This is a genomic window from Streptomyces sp. bgisy130 (genome assembly GCF_057708345.1).
Genome location: NZ_JBYISA010000002.1, coordinates 169,697 through 184,979, shown reverse-complemented (window position 1 = coordinate 184,979; position 15,283 = coordinate 169,697). Strand labels below are relative to the sequence as shown.

Genomic DNA, 15,283 nt, shown 5'->3' with positions numbered 1-15,283 from the left:
GCAGCCTAGCGTTCACCTGGCTCCCGGGACGGAACCCAACACCCCTTGTCCCGCGGCTAGTTCGCGTCCGACCGGCCCCGTCACCGTGCCCCGTACACCGGCTGCGGGACCTCCGCGGCGGCCAGCAGTTTGCGGGTCGTCTCGCCCGCCTCGGCGGGTGTCCAGCGGTCTCCCTTGTCCGCGGTGGGGCCGGGGCGCCAGCCCTCCATCACGGTGATCCGGCCCGCCTCGGCCTCGAAGACGCGGCCGGTGACTCCGGCGCTGCCGGGGGACGCCAGCCAGACCACCAGCGGGGAGACGTTCTCCGGGGCCATCGCGTCGAACTTCCCGTCGGTGGGCGCCGCCATCGTCGTGGCGAAGGTCTGCTCGGTCATCCGGGTGCGGGCGGCCGGTGCGATCGCGTTGATCTGTACGCCGTAGCGGGCCATCTCGGCGGCGGCGACGAGGGTGAGGCCGATGATGCCGGCCTTCGCGGCGGAGTAGTTGCCCTGGCCGACGCTGCCGAGCAGCCCGGCGCCCGAACCGGTGTTGATGATCCGGGCGTCGGGCGTACGGCCGGCCTTGGTTTCGGCGCGCCAGTGGGCGGCGGCGTGCCGCAACGGCAGGAAGTGGCCCTTGAGATGGACCCGGACGACGGCGTCCCAGTCGTCCTCGTCGAGGTTGACGAGCATCCGGTCGCGCAGGAAGCCGGCGTTGTTGATGAGGGCGTCGAGGCGGCCGTAGGTGTCCAGGGCGGTGGTGACGAGGGAGGCGGCGCCGTCGGTGGTGGTGATGTCGCCGGTGTGGGCGACGGCCCGGCCGCCGTGGGCGCGGATCTCGTCGGCGACCTGCTGGGCCGGTCCGGCCGAGGCGCCGGCTCCGTCGGGCGCCACCCCTAGGTCGTTCACCACGACCGCCGCTCCTTCCGCGGCGAGTGCCAGGGCATGGGCGCGGCCCAGGCCGCGGCCCGCTCCGGTGACGACGGCGACGCGTCCCGCGCAGATTCCGGTGCCGGTCATGTCAGGTCTCCTGTTCCGTCATGGCGGATCTCCTCGGGGACTTCGGGGACATCGGGGGCTTCGGGGTGGTTGACCGTAGCGGCGTCGAGGAAGGCGGGGCGCTCGCCGCCGCCGTGGATGAGCAGGCTCGCGCCGGTCAGATACGCGGCACGGTCGGAGGCGAGGAAGACGCAGGCGTCGCCGATCTCGGTGGGTTCGGCGAGCCGGCCGAGCGGGACGGTGGCGCCGACGGCAGCGACACCCGCCTCGTCCCCGTAGTGCAGCGCGGCGAGTTCGGTGCGCACCATGCCGAGGACGAGGGTGTTGACCCGGACCCTGGGGGCCCATTCGACGGCCATCGAGCGGGCCAGCTGGTCCAGGCCGGCCTTGGCCGCGCCGTAGGCGGCGGTGCCGGGCGAGGGGCGGGTGCCACTGACGCTGCCGATCATGATGACCGAGCCGCCGCCCGGCCGATCGCGCAGCAGCTCGTACGCGGCGAGCGAGGCGGTCAGCGGCGCGAGGAGGTTCAGTTCGACGACCCGGGTGTGCCGTTCGGCGGCGGTCTGCCCGAGCAGCCCGTACGGCGTGCCCCCGGCGTTGTTGACCAGGCAGTCCAGCCCGCCGTGCGCCGCCGCGACCTGCGGGAAGAAGGCTCGGACGGCGGCCGGGTCGCGCAGGTCGAGGGGGCGGAAGTGCGCGGTGCGGCCGGCCGCGGTGACGGGGGTGTCCGGTGGCCGGCGGGCGCAGACCACGACCTCCGCGCCGGCCTGAAGGAACGCCCGGGCGATGCCGGCGCCGACGCCCCGGGTGCCACCGGTGACGACGGCCACCCGTCCGGTCAGATCGAGGGTCAGGCTCATTCAGCACCCCTCCCGCAGCGCGCGTTCCGCTGCTAGCTTCGCTACCTAACAAACGCTTGGTGGAAAGGTAGCTGATCGCCTCATGGGTGTCTCCACCTCCACACCGGACAACGGCGTCGCCGTCATCACCGTCGACTTCCCTCCGGTCAACGCCCTTCCCGTACAGGGCTGGTACGACCTCGCCGACGCGGTGCGCGCGGCCGGCCACGACCCCGGCGTCCGCTGTGTCGTCCTGACGGCTACGGGCCGCGGCTTCAACGCGGGCGTCGACATCAAGGAGATGCAGCGGGACACCGCGGCCGGCGGCCATGGCGTCCTGATCGGCGCCAACCACGGCTGTGCCGAGGCCTTTTCGGCGGTGTACGCCTGTGAGGTGCCCGTGGTCGCGGCGGTGCACGGCTTCTGTCTGGGCGGCGGCATCGGCCTGGCCGGCAACGCGGACGCGATCGTGGCGAGCGAGGACGCCACCTTCGGGCTGCCGGAGCTGGACCGCGGCGCGCTCGGCGCGGCCACCCATCTGGCCCGGCTGGTCCCCCAGCATCTGATGCGCGCGCTCTACTACACCTCGCGCACCGCCACCGCCGCCGAGCTGCATGCGCACGGCTCGGTCTGGAAGGTCGTCCCGCGCTCCGAACTGCACAGCGCCGCACGGGACTTGGCGCGGGAGATCGCGCAGAAGGACGGCAGTCTCCTGCGACTCGCCAAGGCCGCGCTCAACGGCATCGACCCCGTCGACGTGCGGCGCAGTTACCGCTTCGAGCAGGGCTTCACCTTCGAGGCGAACCTCAGCGGGGTCGCCGACCGCGTCCGCAACACCTTCGGGACGCCGCACGGCGCACCGGACAGGGAGGGCTGAGCGATGACCGACAAGACCATGACGCCCGAGGAGGTCGTCGGCCGCCTGCACAGCGGGATGACCCTCGGCATCGGCGGCTGGGGGTCGCGCCGTAAGCCGATGGCGCTGGTGCGGGCGCTGCTCCGCTCCGACATCACCGATCTCACCGTGATCTCGTACGGCGGTCCCGATGTCGGCCTGCTCGCCGCCGCGGGCCGGATCCGCAAGCTGGTCGCGGCGTTCGCGACGCTGGACTCGATCCCGCTCGAACCGCACTTCCGCGCGGCCCGGCAGCGCGGGGCGTTCGAGCTGATGGAGATCGACGAGGCGATGTTCATGTGGGGCCTGCACGCGGCCGCCAACCGGTTGCCGTTCCTGCCCGTACGGGCCGGTATCGGGTCGGACGTGATGCGCGTCAACCCGGGTCTGCGTACCGTCACTTCACCGTATGAGGACGGCGAGACCCTGGTCGCCGTGCCGGCCCTGCGCATGGACGCCGCGCTGGTCCATCTGAACCGTGCCGACCGCCTCGGCAACGGCCAGTACCTGGGCCCCGACCCGTACTTCGACGATCTGTTCTGCGAGGCCGCGGACCGCGCCTATCTCTCCTGCGAACGGCTCGTGGACGACTTCGCCGGCGCGGCCCCGCAGACCCTGCTGGTGAACCGGCACTCGGTCACCGGGGTCGTCGAGGCCCCGCACGGCGCGCACTTCACCTCCTGTGTCCCGGACTACGGCCGTGACGAGGCATTCCAGAAGCTGTATGCGACCACGCCCTGGCCGGAGTTCGCCGAGCGGTTCCTGCGCGGGGACGAGAAGAGTTACCAGTCCGCGGTCGAGACCTGGCACGAGGAGCAGACGTGAGCCCGACCACCACCACGACCCGCGCCGAGTACTGCGTGATCGCCTGCGCCGACGCCTGGCGCGACAACGGCGAGGTGCTCGCCAGCCCGATGGGCCGGATCCCGTCGATCGGCGCCCGGCTCGCCAAGCACACCTTCGCGCCCGATCTGCTGCTCACCGACGGCGAGGCGACGCTGGTGGGCCTCGACGGGAAGGCCGAGGGCTGGCTGCCGTACCGCCGGCATCTCACCATGGTCACCGGCGGCAGACGCCATGTGATGATGGGCGCGAGCCAGCTCGACCGCTTCGGCAACCAGAACATCTCCTGCATCGGCGACTGGCAGCAGCCCGCCCGCCAGCTGCTCGGGGTACGCGGCGCGCCCGTCAACACCCTCAACAATCCGGTGAGTTACTGGGTGCCGAAGCATTCGCGGCGGGTCTTCGTCGAGAAGGTCGACATGATCAGCGGGGTCGGTTACGACAGCGCGGCCGCCGCCGGGCCGTCCGCGACCCGCTACCACCGCATTCCGCGGGTGGTCTCCGACCTCGCCGTCCTGGACTTCGAGACCCCGGACCGGACCATGCGGCTGGCCTCCGTCCATCCCGGGGTGACGGCCGAGGAGGTCCAGTCGGCCACCGGGTTCCCGCTCGCCCGGCCCCCCGAGGTGCCGTGCACCCGGGAGCCCACCGCCACGGAACTGCGGCTGATCCGTACGGTCCTCGACCCGGACGGGCTGCGCGACCGTGAGGTGCCGCCGGCATGACGGCCACCACCGGAATCGAGACCCCGCTGACCCGGCTCGTCGGCGTGCGCCACCCGCTGGTGCAGACCGGCATGGGGTGGGTGGCCGGGCCCCGGCTGGTCTCCGCCGCGGCCAACGCGGGCGCGCTGGGCATCCTCGCCTCGGCCACCATGACCGTCGAGCAGCTGCGGGCGGCGGTCCGTGAGGTCAAGTCCCGTACGGACGCGCCGTTCGGGGTCAATCTGCGGGCGGACGCGGGGGATGCGGCGGAGCGGGTGCGCCTCGTCGTGGCGGAGGGCGTACGGGTCGCCTCGTTCGCCCTGGCCCCCTCCCGTGAGCTGATCGCCCGGCTCAAGGACGCGGGGGTGGTCGTCATCCCGTCCGTCGGGGCCCGCCGCCATGCCGAGAAGGTTGCGGCCTGGGGGGCGGACGCGGTCGTCGTCCAGGGCGGGGAGGGCGGCGGGCACACCGGGAACGTCGCCACGACCGTGCTGCTCCCGCAGGTCGTGGACGCGGTCGGGATCCCGGTGATCGCCGCGGGCGGCTTCTTCGACGGCCGCGGTCTGGTCGCGGCGCTGGCCTATGGTGCGGCGGGGGTCGCGATGGGCACCCGCTTCCTGCTGACGTCCGACAGCACCGTGCCGCCGGCCGTCCAGGCCCGCTATCTGGCGGCGGCCGTCAAGGACATCACCGTCACCACGAAGGTGGACGGGCTGCCGCACCGGATGCTGCGCAGCGAGCTGGTCGAGACGCTGGAGCGGTCCGGGCGCGCCGCGACGCTGCTCCGGGCGGTGCGCCATGCCGCGTCGTTCCGGAAACTGTCCGGCCTGAGCTGGGCTCAGATGGTCCGTGACGGCCTGGCGATGCGCCATGGCAAGGACCTCTCCTGGAGCCAGGTGCTGCTCGCGGCCAACACCCCCATGCTGCTCAAGGCGTCGATGGTCGAGGGGCGCACCGATCTCGGGGTGATGGCCTCCGGCCAGGTCGCCGGGGTGATCGAGGATCTGCCGTCGTGCGCGGAACTCGTCGACCGGATCATGACCGAGGCGCGCCGGACACTGGCCGGGCTGCCGCCGGGCGCGGCGGGCTGAGCGGGCCGTACCGGGCCTGCGGGCCTGCGGGCCTGCGGACCGATGGCGTGGCCCGGCCGGAGCGGGTTCCGGCCGGGCCACAGCAGGTGCATGGGGTCGTCGTCTGCGGGTCGTCGTCGTACGGGGTCTCGTACGGGATCGTCGTACGGGGCCGTCAGAGCCGCTCGATGATCGTGACGTTGGCCTGGCCGCCGCCCTCGCACATGGTCTGGAGGCCGAACCGGCCGCCGGTGCGCTCCAGTTCGTGCAGCAGCGTCGTCATCAGCCGGACGCCGGTCGCGCCGAGCGGGTGGCCGAGCGCGATGGCACCGCCGTTGACATTGACCCGCTCCGGATCGGCGCCGGTCTCCTTCAGCCAGGCCAGCACCACGGGCGCGAACGCCTCGTTGATCTCGGTCAGATCGATGTCACCGATCGACATGCCCGCCTTCTTCAGCGCGTACGCCGTCGCCGAGATCGGTGCGGACAGCATCCGGATCGGGTCCTCGCCGCGCACCGACAGATGGTGGATACGGGCGCGCGGGGTGAGGTCGTGGTCGGCCACCGCCCGCTCGGAGGCCAGGAGCATGGCCGCCGCGCCGTCGGAGACCTGCGAGGAGACCGCCGCGGTCAGCCGGCCGCCCTCGACGACCGCCGGCAGGGCGGCCATCTTCTCCAGCGAGGTGCCGCGCCGTGGCCCCTCGTCGGTGGTGACGTCCCCATAGGCGACCAGTTCGCGGTCGAAGCGGCCCTCGTCGATGGCACGGACCGCCCGACGGTGCGAACGGAGCGCGAACTCCTCCATCTCCGCACGGGAGATCTGCCACTTGGCGGCGATGAGTTCGGCGCCGTGGAACTGGTTGACGGGCGCCGCGCCGTAGCGGGCCCGCCAGCCCTCCGAGCCGGCGAACGGACCGTCGGTCAGCCCCAGCGGGGCGGCGGCCTGGCGGCTGGCGAAGGCGATCGGGATCTGCGACATGTTCTGTACGCCGCCCGCGACCACCAGGTCCTGGGTGCCGGAGAGGACGCCCTGGGCCGCGAAATGGACGGCCTGCTGGGAGGAGCCGCACTGCCGGTCCACCGTCACGCCCGGCACCTCCTCGGGTAGCCCGGCGGCCAGCCAGCACGTCCGGGCGATGTCCCCGGCCTGCGGTCCGACCGTGTCCAGACAGCCGAAGACCACGTCCTCGACGGCCGCGGGGTCGGCGCCACTGCGTGCCATCAGCGCCGTGAGTACATGGGCGCCCAGATCGGCGGGGTGGACGGCGGAGAGCCCGCCGCCCTTCTTGCCGACCGGGGTGCGGACCGCGTCAACGATGTATGCCTCGGACATGGTGGTCTCCCTGGTCAGATTCTGCGGAGGGGCCGGCCGGTTCCGCAAGGCGGTCCCGTCGGCGGGTGCGGGCGGCGGACCGCCGGCGGCCGTACGGTGCGCCCACGCCCGGCCGGTGGCGGGCACCGGAACCCGGCGGGGGCGCGTACCGGGTCCGGCCGCCGCGGCTCAGGCATGCTGGGAGCTGACGGACACCGTTTCGCCGGTCATGTACGAGGCGTAGTCGCCGGCCAGGAAGACGATGACATTGGCGACCTCCCATGGTTCGGCATGGCGGCCGAACGCCTCACGCTCGGTGAGCTCCGCCAGCAGCTCGGGGGTGGTCACCTTCACCAGATGCGGGTGCAGGGCGAGGCTGGGCGAGACCGCGTTGACGCGGACGCCGTACGCGGCGGCCTCCATCGCGGCACACCGGGTCAGCGCCATCACCCCGGCCTTGGCCGCGGCGTAGTGCGCCTGGCCGCGCTGGGCGCGCCAGCCGACGACGGAGGCATTGTTGACGATCACTCCGCCGTCGCCGGTGGCTTTCATCCGGCGCAGGGCGGCCCGGGTGCAGCGGAAGGTCCCGTTCAGCGTCACATCGAGGACCTTGCTCCACTGCGCGTCGGTCATCTCGACGAGGTCGGCGGTGCCACCGAGCCCGGCGTTGTTGACCACGATGTCGAGCCGACCGTGCTGCTCTTCCGCCAGCTCCAGCAGGGCATTGACCTGGCCCTCGTCGGTGACATCGCAGGGCAGCGCGGCCACTTTCCCGGCGCCGAACTCCGCGGCGAGCGCCGCCGCACTCTCCTTCAGACGGCGCTCATGGGCGTCGCCGATGACGATGCGGGCGCCCTCCTCCAGGAACCTGCGGGCGGTGGCGCCGCCGATACCGGCTCCGGCGGCCGCGGTGATGACGGCGGTCCGGCCGTCGAGCAGATGGTGGCCGGGCACGTACGGGGGCGGTGTCATACGCGAGCCTCCAGCGGATGGTCTCCGGGCCGGTCAGGGTCCGGGCGGTCCGGGCGCGGAACAGCGCGGGAGGCGGGCGGTGGGGCCTCGACGCTGCTCATGGCGCTACGTTAACCTACCAAACACTTGTTAGAGAAGGAGCGCGATGGCGATGCCCGCTGCCCACGACAAGACGCCCCCGCGCGCCGGGCCACTCCCCTGCCCACCGGAGGCGGATGCCTGATGGACCTTCAATTCAGCGCCACCGAGGAGGAGTTCCGGGCCGAGGCCCGCGCCTGGCTCGCCGGTCACGTACCCACCACCCCGCTGCCGTCACTGGAGACCGCGGAAGGCTTCGCCGCCCACCGGGAGTGGGAGCACCAACTCGCTGCGGACCGCTGGTCGGTCGTCTCCTGGCCCGAGAAGTACGGCGGCCGGGGCGCCTCGCTCTGGCAGTGGCTGCTCTTCGAGGAGGAGTACTACGCCGCGGGCGCCCCCGGGCGGGTCAGCCAGAACGGCATCAGCCTGCTCGCCCCGACCCTGTTCGAGCACGGCACCGAGGAGCAACGCGCCCGGGTGCTGGGCCCCATGGCCCGTGGCGAGGTCATCTGGGCGCAGGCGTGGTCGGAGCCGGAGGCCGGGTCGGATCTGGCGTCGCTGCGCTCGGCCGCCGTACGGACCGCCGGCGGCTGGCTGCTGAGCGGGCAGAAGACCTGGTCGTCCCGCGCCGCGTTCGCCAACTGCGCCTTCGGGCTGTTCCGCAGCGACCCGGACACCGCCCGGCCGCACCAGGGGCTCAGCTATCTGATGTTCCCGCTGGACGCGCCGGGCGTGACGGTACGCCCCATCGGCCGCCTCGACGGCAAGCCCGCCTTCGCCGAACTCTTCCTCGATGAGGTCTTCGTGCCCGACGCGGACGTCATCGGCGAGCCGGGCCAGGGCTGGCGGATCGCGATGAGCACCACCGGCAAGGAACGCGGGCTGACGCTGCGCAGTCCGGGCCGCTTCACCGCGGCCGCCGAGCGACTGGCCGCGCTGTGGCACGAGGCCCCCGAGGAGGCCGGCCCGGCGCTGGGCGACCGGGTGGCCGACGCCCTGATCGGCGCCCGCGCCTACCAGCTCTTCACCTACGCCCATGCCTCCCGGCTCACCGCCGACGACGGGGCCGCACCCGGTCGCGCACAGCCCAAAGCGGGCGACCTCGGCGCCGAGTCGAGCCTGAACAAGGTCTTCTGGTCCGAGCTGGACCTCGCCCTCCACGAGACCGCCCTGGACCTGCTCGGCCCGTGCGGAATGCTCGCCGACGACGCCGACGAGGCGCCCGCACACGGGAGTTGGGCCGAGGGCTACACCTTCTCACTCGCCGGTCCGATCTACGCCGGCACCAACGAGATCCAGCGCGACATCATCGCCGAGCGACTGCTCGGCCTGCCGAAGGGACGCCGTTGATGCGGTTCCTCCTGACCGACGAGCAGCGGGAGTTCGCACACGCACTGGACGGCATGCTGGGCGCGTCCGACACCCCTGCCGTGGCCCGGGCCTGGGCGGCCGGCGACCACCGGCCGGGGCGGGCGCTGTGGACGCGCATCGCCGAGGCGGGAGTGTGGGGCCTCGGCGTCCCGGAGAAGCACGGCGGGTCGGGTCTGCTGCCGGTCGAACTGGCCGTGTCGTTTGAGGAGTTGGGCCGTCACGCCGTCCCCGGGCCGCTGGTCGAGACGGTGGCCGCGGCCGCGTTCCTGGCGCGGCTCGACGCGGACGCGGAGGCCGGGGAATGGCTGCCGCGGATCGCCTCGGGTGGGGCCGTCCTCAGCCTGTGCGCCGGGGCGGGCCCGTACGCCCTGGACACGGAGGCCGCCGATCCGGCCCGCCACGCCCCGGACGCCGTCGGCCCGGCCCCGTTCGCCCTGGACGCGGACGCCGCCGATGCCGTCCTCGTGATCCAGGGCGACACGGCCTCCCGTACGGACACCCACGGCCCGGTCCAATCCTCCCTCGACCCGGCCCGGCGGCTGGCCCGCCCGCTCGACGGCACGGTGCTGGCCCGGGGCCCCGCGGTGACCGCGGCCGCCACGCACGCCACCGAGGTCGCACGGCTGCTCACCGCCGCACAGTCCCTCGGCCTCGGCCGCGCCCTGCTCGCGGCGACGGTCTCCTACGTCCGGCAGCGCACCCAATTCCGGGTACCCATCGGCTCGTTCCAGGTGGTCAAACACCGGCTGGCGGACACCCTCATCGGACTGGAATTCGCCCGGCCGCTGGTCCACGCGGCGGCCCTGGCACTGGCGGCCGGCGCCGCGTCGGCGGGCCGGGAGGTGGCGGCAGCGAAGGTCGCGGCAGGCGAGGCCGGGTACGCCGCGGCACGCACCGCGCTCCAACTGCACGGCGCCATCGGCTACACGGAGGAACTCGACCTCTCCCTCTGGATCCGCAAGGCCCGCCCCCTGCGCGACGCCTGGGGCACCCCGGCCGACTGCCGCGCCCGGGTCCTCACGGGGTGAGAGGGAGGCGTGCCCCCTTTGTGTGCCTCTTCGAGGACGCCGTCATGTGCTTTGAGTGAGGCTTGGCGGTGCGGAGGGGTGCACAACTCCCCCTTCGATATATGCCGTTTCGCCGGTGGCGAGGGCCTGTAGCGCAACCAAGGCCCGTAGCCTTCCGACTTCGTTGAGGTCCTTGAGGACGCGCATGGTGGGCAGAACGCGCACGTTCGCCCGAGGGTCGCGGTAGGCCAGGTTCCCGACGGCCGCGCGGGTCAGAGGCGCAGTCGCCAGCACGTGCGTGATGACCTTCCTGCGGCGCGTCTGCTGCCAGGCCAGGGCGACGCGGCGCAGGATGCGTAGCTCGCCTGGACCTCCGCGAAGAAGGTCCTGCGCGGCCTGCTCGGGAGTCTGCCCGTCTTGCACCAATCCGGTGGGTAGCGTGATGCTGCCGAGGAGGTCAGCGACCACGACAGCGTCAGGCCCCACGGGGACGAGTAAGGAAACCCCGATGACCGGCGGTCGCCAGTTCTCGTACGGGGCCGTTTTCCGCGAGGGTGCGCTGCTGCGTTCAGTCGACGTGAGGGGTGCCGTGATCGTCGGCATCAGCGGGCCCCGACCGTCGCGGCGGCCACGATCTGTTCGAGATGCTCTGGCTTGCTGGTGCTGGGGATCGGGGCGACATGATCTCCGAGGTTGAGCAGCCAGTGCAGCGGGGTGAGGACTCCGTTGTCACGGGCCAGGCTGCCGGCGTTGAACGGCCGGTAGGGAACGTATGGGATACGCAACTCCCGGCAGAGCTCCAGCGCGGGGTCAAAGCGGTTGATCATGTTGAGGACATTTTGCACGGCCGCGACGGTGAGTTCCTTGCTCACCATGCGGATGTCCTCAGGGGTGACCTTTGACAGGCCGATGTACCGGATCTTTCCTTCGTCTTGTAGGGCCTGCATGACGGCGAGTTGGTCGGCAATCGGTACCTGCGGGTCGATGCGGTGGAGGTAGCAGAGATCCAGGGACTCGGCGCCGAGGCGACGCAGGCTGGCTTCGACGCAGGCCCGGAGGTAGGCGGGGTGGCCGTGCGGTACCCACACGTTCGGGGCGGGGCGGAGCAGGCCGACCTTCGTGGCGATCAGCACATCTTCCGAGTACGGGTACAGGGCCTCTTTGATCAAGTGCTCGACGGTGTGGGGACCGTAGGCGTCCGCGGTGTCGATGTGCGTGATGCCGTAGGTGTGCACGGCATGCCGAAGGACGCTGAGCGCGGTGTCTCGGTCTTCGGGGTCACCCCAGGTGCCGGGGCCGGTCAGGCGCATGGTGCCGATCCCGAGCCGGGAGAGGACCTTTCCGGCGATGGTGATGGTGCCCGCGGGCGGCGTGGTGGTCATACGGCGGCCTCCCGGAGGCAGAGCTGAAGGGCACTCCCGACGGCGCTTGTCTGGCTTCCGGAGTCGCTGGTGACCCGCTGATGCGGGATCTGCTCGCCGGCCAGAAGGCCGTGTGTGTGGCGGTCGACCAGGCGGCGGTATCCAGCGTCGTAGTCGTGGCTCTCATCGACCGGCACCCTCTCATCCAGCACGGTGGCCAGGAGCAGGTCGTATTTCGGGAGTTGCGTCGAGGCGAGGAGCAGCAGCCGCTCGTTCTCCAGCCTGGGCAGGCGTTCACCGCGGTGCTCCAGGGCGGCGCGGACGCGGGCCACGGTGAGCCCGTGGCCGCGCAGTTCCCTCTCGATCCGCCGCAACAGCTTCGTCTTGCCGGTGGAGTGGGTACCGAGCACTCCGATGCAGATGGGCTTCTGTGTCACCACAGCGTGGGGTCCTTTGCTGGTTCGGGGGCACCGGGCAGGCCGGGCGGCACGGCCGCGGCGACGAGCTGGTCCCAGGTGTCGTAGTGGGCAGCCATGGCGATCAGGAGCTGCGCCGTGGCGTAGGCGTCGTAGGTGGCCCGGTGCCGCTGGGCCGGGACGTGGGTCAGGTCCGGCTGGACGTGCTCGATGAGGGCGTCGAGGGAGTACTTCGGCAGGCCGCGGTAGGTGGCCCTGGCCAGCCGGAGAGTGTCGAGCACTCCGGTCGGCCGCCACTGCGGGAGGTGCGCGGCGAGGACCTTGTAGTCGACGTGCGCGTTGTGGGCGCAGATCCATGAAGTGCCCAGGAGCCCGTGGACCTGGTCGGCGATCTCCTCCCAGCTCGGCTTGTTCGCCAACCGCTCGTTGGTCAGCCCGTGGATACCAGCAGCCACCGGGGTGACGGGGTGGCGCGGCCTGGTCAGCCACGCTCCCGCCGTGCTCTTGTCCGGATGCCCGTCGCGTACGGGAAGGGCGGCGACCTCAACCAAGTCGGGCGGGTTGGTGCCGTTGCCTTCGACATCGACAACGAGAAGCTCGGGCCAGGAGGAGAAGTTCATGCGGTCGTGGTTCCGTTCTCCGCCTTCCAGCCGATGGGGGCCCGGCCGTGCTGGCGGTAGTGGTGAGGCTTGGCGCGGTCGTGGCACTGGTAGCCGTAGCCGTGCTGGAGGAAGTAGCGCGGCGGCTCGTCCAGTCCCTCGACGATGATGGCGTGCTCGGTGACCTCCACCGTGCCCGTCGCGCCGAGTTCCCGCGCGTCCTCGGTAACTTCGGCAAGATCGGGCTTGCGCCAGGCCGATCGGCAGAGGGCTAGCTGCTCTTGGGGACAGATGTTGCAGAGTTCCCTGATGCCGTAGTGGCCGTTGTAGTCGGCCTCGCCGTGGGCATAGGCCACGGCGCAGCTCGTCTTGCGGAAAAGTGCTCCCCAGGGGGCGGTGACGTGTTCGGGCGTGTGGAAGTAGTCGAGGATTCGCTTCTCGGCCGCCTGGGGCATGATCTTGCGTCGGGCCGTGTCCTCGTACGGGAGCGGCAGGCCGTGCGCCTCGTAGTAGGCGGCGATCTCCTTGCGGAAGAACAGGCCGGTGAACACGGTGGCGTGCGCGTGCGCGGACAGCTCGCGGGCACGCTCCAGGTGCGCGTCGCTGTCGTTGAGGCCGGGGACGATCGGCCGCCAGTACAGCACGGTGCGGTACCGCTCGGCGTGGTCGAACAGGGTGCGCAGGCTGGTCGCGGCGATGTTGGAGTCGACGGGCTCGATCTTCTCGTTGTCGATGCCTGAGTGAGTGACCAGGACGGTCAGTCGCAGGTTCTTGAAGGAGTTGAGTACGGCGCAGTCCTGGGGTTCGATGCGCCAGCGCGTGATGATCAACAAGTGATTCGTCAGGCCCTGGTCGTCCAGGTGCCGGAGCACGTTGAACAGGTGCGGCTTCACGACGGGCAGCATCGGGTCCGTGGCGCGGTTCAGGAGCTGAATCGGAGTGCGGTGGGGCTCGAAGTACTTGTGGTGGACGAGGCTGGCGACGGCTTCCTCATCGCTCATGAGGCGCCGGGGCACCTTCATCTCGAAATTCTCGAAGAGGTGCCGGACGCAGTACCCGCACTCCAGCGGGCAGCCGACGATCCAGTTGAGGCTCAGGCCGGACTTGCGGTACTCGATCACGTCGGCGAGCGACGGCTTCAGGCCGCGGATCTTCTGCGGGGACAAGATCGGCAGAACGCGGCCGTGCGGGGCTACGGGGACGTTCATATGGTCCTCCAGAGCAGGGCGAAGGGAGTCACGCGTCAGTGGGTGTGGTCTGGAGCGGGACGTGCGCCAGCAGTTCGCGGCGGCCGGCACCGAACCAGGTGCCGAAATCACGGCGCGCGGCCTGGGCGTCGTCCGAGGTGTGCACGAGGTTGCGCACAAGCCGCTTCTCGGTGAGGGCGGCTTCGAGGCTGTCGTCGCCGAGGTCGCCGCGGATCGTGCCGGGCGCGGCCTCGGTGGGGTCGAAGTGCCCGAGGGCCTGCCGCAGACGGCTGTGGACCCCTGGCTCGCCGTACGCGAGCGCGACCGTGACGGGCCGGCCAACGTACATCGCGTCCAGGCATGCCGGGATGTCCCGGTCAGGGAACCAGTCCGCGTCCACCAGCAGATCCCAGTAGTGGACGTGGGCCTGCCACGCCTGCGCGGTGAGGTCCCGGCGGCTGGTGAGGGTGACTCCAGCAACGGCGATCCGTTCGAGCACGGCGTCCACGAGCCCGCGCTCCACCGCGTCCGGCTTGCACAGGACGACCGACCAGCGGTCGAAGTCGACTCCCTCGACTACGCCGCCGCTCCACGGCTTCCGGTTCACTGCTCGCCCCCGGCGGTGGCACAGGCCGGCCAGCGGTGTCCGACGAGCCACCGCAGACCGGGGTGCAGCGCATCCAGCACATCGCGGCCCACGGATTCGGCCTGTTCGTGCCAGATCTGCCGGTACACCTCGAACAGCAGCACGGCCTGCTGCCAGTAGGCGTCCACGTCCAGGCCCGCGACGTCCTCCGCGCTGTACTGGGCCTGGTTCGTGCGCAGCAGTTCCTCGTGCTCCAGGACCCGAGCGATGGTGGCCGGCGTGGTCTCGGCCGACATCGCCGGGAACGGGAAGTGCTGCGGGTGGCGCCGGGCATCGGCCTCGTACAGCACCTTCTTGACGCGCTCTGCGTTGCGGTCGTTGACGTGCGCCGAGCCGATGGTGTGGGTGTAGGTCCCCAGCTCCAGGCCGAGCTGTACGGCCGCGTACTCCTGGATCATCGTGAAGCTGAACACGTCGGACAGCAGACCGCAGTCCAGGTCGTTGGCCCGCATGTTGCACACCATGTGGAGGCTTCCACCGCGGGCAAGCAGATGCAGTCCGGCTAAGCACGCCATATCGGGGTTGTCGCTGACGGCCAGCTCGGCGGCCGAGAAGACCGGGAGGTAACCCCTTTTGCTGTTGGTCTCCGTGCGCAGCAGCTCCAGCACCCGGTCGAACGGCGAGACTGTGTCGCCGGAGGCCGGGTTGAAAAGGGTGTAGCCGTAGGCGGAGCCGCCGAGGTTGACGCCGTCCGCGGAGCTGGAGCGCATCGACGGCGCGTAGTAGCCGATCATTTCCAGGTCCCGGCGGCCGGCCAGGTACCAGAGCGCCTCGGCGAAATGGAAGACAGGGTTGGCCTTGCGCACCGCCAGGTACGGCAGTCGCTGGCGGGGGTCGGGAAGCCGGAACTGGACTCCGATCACCTCACGCGCCTCGTTGCCGCGCGCGGAGATCTGATGCTCGGGCTCTTTCGTCGCCAGCCTGAGCAGCGCCAGGTAGGCGCCTTCGACGCTGCGGAACGTGGTCGGTGTGAGCACGTTGCCTCCAGAGGTAGGGGTTGCTGAGC

The 15,283-nt window shown here is 71.4% G+C and carries 17 protein-coding genes; 6 read left to right on the top strand and 11 right to left on the bottom strand.

The genetic code is table 11. The features are described from left to right. Positions 1 to 80 precede the first annotated feature (80 nt). The gene (locus AC3EUV_RS03565) at positions 81 to 998 is read right to left on the bottom strand and encodes an SDR family oxidoreductase (protein WP_435602123.1); all 918 of its coding nucleotides are present in this window, start codon (positions 996 to 998) and stop codon (positions 81 to 83) included. After that, positions 995 to 1,837, bottom strand: coding sequence for an SDR family oxidoreductase (locus tag AC3EUV_RS03560; protein ID WP_432145719.1), 843 nt, complete (start codon positions 1,835 to 1,837; stop codon positions 995 to 997). The genes AC3EUV_RS03565 and AC3EUV_RS03560 overlap by 4 nt, the downstream gene beginning before the upstream one ends. 82 nt (positions 1,838 to 1,919) lie before the next feature. On the opposite strand from AC3EUV_RS03560, the gene AC3EUV_RS03555 reads away from it, so the two are divergent. The 4 genes from AC3EUV_RS03555 to AC3EUV_RS03540 are packed head-to-tail and all read left to right on the top strand — an operon-like array spanning position 1,920 to position 5,349. Then, on the top strand, positions 1,920 to 2,693 hold the full coding sequence (locus AC3EUV_RS03555; protein ID WP_432145720.1) for an enoyl-CoA hydratase family protein: 774 nt from the start codon (positions 1,920 to 1,922) through the stop codon (positions 2,691 to 2,693). A gap of 3 nt (positions 2,694 to 2,696) precedes the next feature. Continuing rightward, complete coding sequence (locus tag AC3EUV_RS03550) at positions 2,697 to 3,536, top strand: CoA transferase subunit A (protein WP_435602122.1); 840 nt, start codon at positions 2,697 to 2,699, stop codon at positions 3,534 to 3,536. Beyond that, positions 3,533 to 4,279: a CoA-transferase subunit beta gene (locus AC3EUV_RS03545; RefSeq protein WP_432145722.1), complete on the top strand. Its 747-nt coding sequence runs from the start codon at positions 3,533 to 3,535 to the stop codon at positions 4,277 to 4,279. Before AC3EUV_RS03550 ends, AC3EUV_RS03545 begins: the two co-directional genes overlap by 4 nt. After that, entirely contained in the window at positions 4,276 to 5,349 is a 1,074-nt protein-coding gene (locus tag AC3EUV_RS03540) for an NAD(P)H-dependent flavin oxidoreductase (RefSeq protein WP_432145723.1), read from the top strand. The genes AC3EUV_RS03545 and AC3EUV_RS03540 overlap by 4 nt, the downstream gene beginning before the upstream one ends. Positions 5,350 to 5,503: 154 nt before the next feature. On the opposite strand, the gene AC3EUV_RS03535 is transcribed toward AC3EUV_RS03540, so the two are convergent. Next, positions 5,504 to 6,661 carry an acetyl-CoA C-acetyltransferase gene (locus AC3EUV_RS03535; protein WP_435602121.1) on the bottom strand — a complete coding sequence of 386 codons (1,158 nt, stop codon included), beginning with the start codon at positions 6,659 to 6,661 and terminating at the stop codon, positions 5,504 to 5,506. A gap of 168 nt (positions 6,662 to 6,829) precedes the next feature. Continuing rightward, on the bottom strand, positions 6,830 to 7,612 hold the full coding sequence (locus tag AC3EUV_RS03530) for an SDR family oxidoreductase (RefSeq protein ID WP_432142720.1): 783 nt from the start codon (positions 7,610 to 7,612) through the stop codon (positions 6,830 to 6,832). 222 nt (positions 7,613 to 7,834) lie between these two features. Here AC3EUV_RS03530 and AC3EUV_RS03525 point away from each other — a divergent pair, with 222 nt between their 5' ends. Further along, positions 7,835 to 9,040, top strand: a complete 1,206-nt coding sequence (locus tag AC3EUV_RS03525) for an acyl-CoA dehydrogenase family protein (RefSeq protein WP_432142719.1) — start codon at positions 7,835 to 7,837, stop codon at positions 9,038 to 9,040. After that, complete coding sequence (locus tag AC3EUV_RS03520; RefSeq protein WP_435602120.1) at positions 9,040 to 10,089, top strand: acyl-CoA dehydrogenase family protein; 1,050 nt, start codon at positions 9,040 to 9,042, stop codon at positions 10,087 to 10,089. Before AC3EUV_RS03525 ends, AC3EUV_RS03520 begins: the two co-directional genes overlap by 1 nt. A gap of 42 nt (positions 10,090 to 10,131) precedes the next feature. On the opposite strand, the gene AC3EUV_RS03515 is transcribed toward AC3EUV_RS03520, so the two are convergent. From AC3EUV_RS03515 to AC3EUV_RS03485, 7 genes are all read right to left on the bottom strand, one after another. Beyond that, the gene (locus AC3EUV_RS03515; RefSeq protein WP_432142717.1) at positions 10,132 to 10,536 is read right to left on the bottom strand and encodes a hypothetical protein; all 405 of its coding nucleotides are present in this window, start codon (positions 10,534 to 10,536) and stop codon (positions 10,132 to 10,134) included. A 134-nt stretch (positions 10,537 to 10,670) separates the two neighbouring features. After that, the gene (locus AC3EUV_RS03510) at positions 10,671 to 11,450 is read right to left on the bottom strand and encodes an aldo/keto reductase (RefSeq protein WP_432142716.1); all 780 of its coding nucleotides are present in this window, start codon (positions 11,448 to 11,450) and stop codon (positions 10,671 to 10,673) included. After that, positions 11,447 to 11,866: a hypothetical protein gene (locus AC3EUV_RS03505; protein WP_432142715.1), complete on the bottom strand. Its 420-nt coding sequence runs from the start codon at positions 11,864 to 11,866 to the stop codon at positions 11,447 to 11,449. The genes AC3EUV_RS03510 and AC3EUV_RS03505 overlap by 4 nt, the downstream gene beginning before the upstream one ends. Continuing rightward, complete coding sequence (locus tag AC3EUV_RS03500) at positions 11,863 to 12,465, bottom strand: 3'-5' exonuclease (protein WP_432142714.1); 603 nt, start codon at positions 12,463 to 12,465, stop codon at positions 11,863 to 11,865. Before AC3EUV_RS03500 ends, AC3EUV_RS03505 begins: the two co-directional genes overlap by 4 nt. Beyond that, a complete protein-coding gene (locus AC3EUV_RS03495) occupies positions 12,462 to 13,652 on the bottom strand; it encodes a radical SAM protein (protein ID WP_432142713.1) in 1,191 nt (396 codons plus the stop codon). Before AC3EUV_RS03495 ends, AC3EUV_RS03500 begins: the two co-directional genes overlap by 4 nt. Before the next feature lie 28 nt (positions 13,653 to 13,680). Next, positions 13,681 to 14,238 carry a nucleoside-diphosphate kinase gene (locus AC3EUV_RS03490; RefSeq protein WP_432142712.1) on the bottom strand — a complete coding sequence of 186 codons (558 nt, stop codon included), beginning with the start codon at positions 14,236 to 14,238 and terminating at the stop codon, positions 13,681 to 13,683. Next, positions 14,235 to 15,254 (bottom strand): thymidylate synthase, encoded by a 1,020-nt coding sequence (locus AC3EUV_RS03485; RefSeq protein ID WP_432142711.1) that lies wholly within the window; start codon positions 15,252 to 15,254, stop codon positions 14,235 to 14,237. The genes AC3EUV_RS03490 and AC3EUV_RS03485 overlap by 4 nt, the downstream gene beginning before the upstream one ends. Between the last annotated feature and the right edge of the window lie 29 nt (positions 15,255 to 15,283).

Excerpts from the sequence above, each read along its gene's own strand:
- AC3EUV_RS03560 (WP_432145719.1), bottom strand. The coding sequence starts at position 1,837 with ATGAGCCTGACCCTCGATCTGACCGGACGGGTGGCCGTCGTCACCGGT.
- AC3EUV_RS03550 (WP_435602122.1), top strand. The coding sequence starts at position 2,697 with ATGACCGACAAGACCATGACGCCCGAGGAGGTCGTCGGCCGCCTGCAC.
- AC3EUV_RS03540 (WP_432145723.1), top strand. The coding sequence starts at position 4,276 with ATGACGGCCACCACCGGAATCGAGACCCCGCTGACCCGGCTCGTCGGC.
- AC3EUV_RS03525 (WP_432142719.1), top strand. The coding sequence starts at position 7,835 with ATGGACCTTCAATTCAGCGCCACCGAGGAGGAGTTCCGGGCCGAGGCC.
- AC3EUV_RS03565 (WP_435602123.1), bottom strand. The coding sequence starts at position 998 with ATGACCGGCACCGGAATCTGCGCGGGACGCGTCGCCGTCGTCACCGGA.
- AC3EUV_RS03500 (WP_432142714.1), bottom strand. The coding sequence starts at position 12,465 with ATGAACTTCTCCTCCTGGCCCGAGCTTCTCGTTGTCGATGTCGAAGGC.
- AC3EUV_RS03535 (WP_435602121.1), bottom strand. The coding sequence starts at position 6,661 with ATGTCCGAGGCATACATCGTTGACGCGGTCCGCACCCCGGTCGGCAAG.
- AC3EUV_RS03510 (WP_432142716.1), bottom strand. The coding sequence starts at position 11,450 with ATGACCACCACGCCGCCCGCGGGCACCATCACCATCGCCGGAAAGGTC.
- AC3EUV_RS03530 (WP_432142720.1), bottom strand. The coding sequence starts at position 7,612 with ATGACACCGCCCCCGTACGTGCCCGGCCACCATCTGCTCGACGGCCGG.
- AC3EUV_RS03555 (WP_432145720.1), top strand. The coding sequence starts at position 1,920 with ATGGGTGTCTCCACCTCCACACCGGACAACGGCGTCGCCGTCATCACC.
- AC3EUV_RS03495 (WP_432142713.1), bottom strand. The coding sequence starts at position 13,652 with ATGAACGTCCCCGTAGCCCCGCACGGCCGCGTTCTGCCGATCTTGTCC.
- AC3EUV_RS03520 (WP_435602120.1), top strand. The coding sequence starts at position 9,040 with ATGCGGTTCCTCCTGACCGACGAGCAGCGGGAGTTCGCACACGCACTG.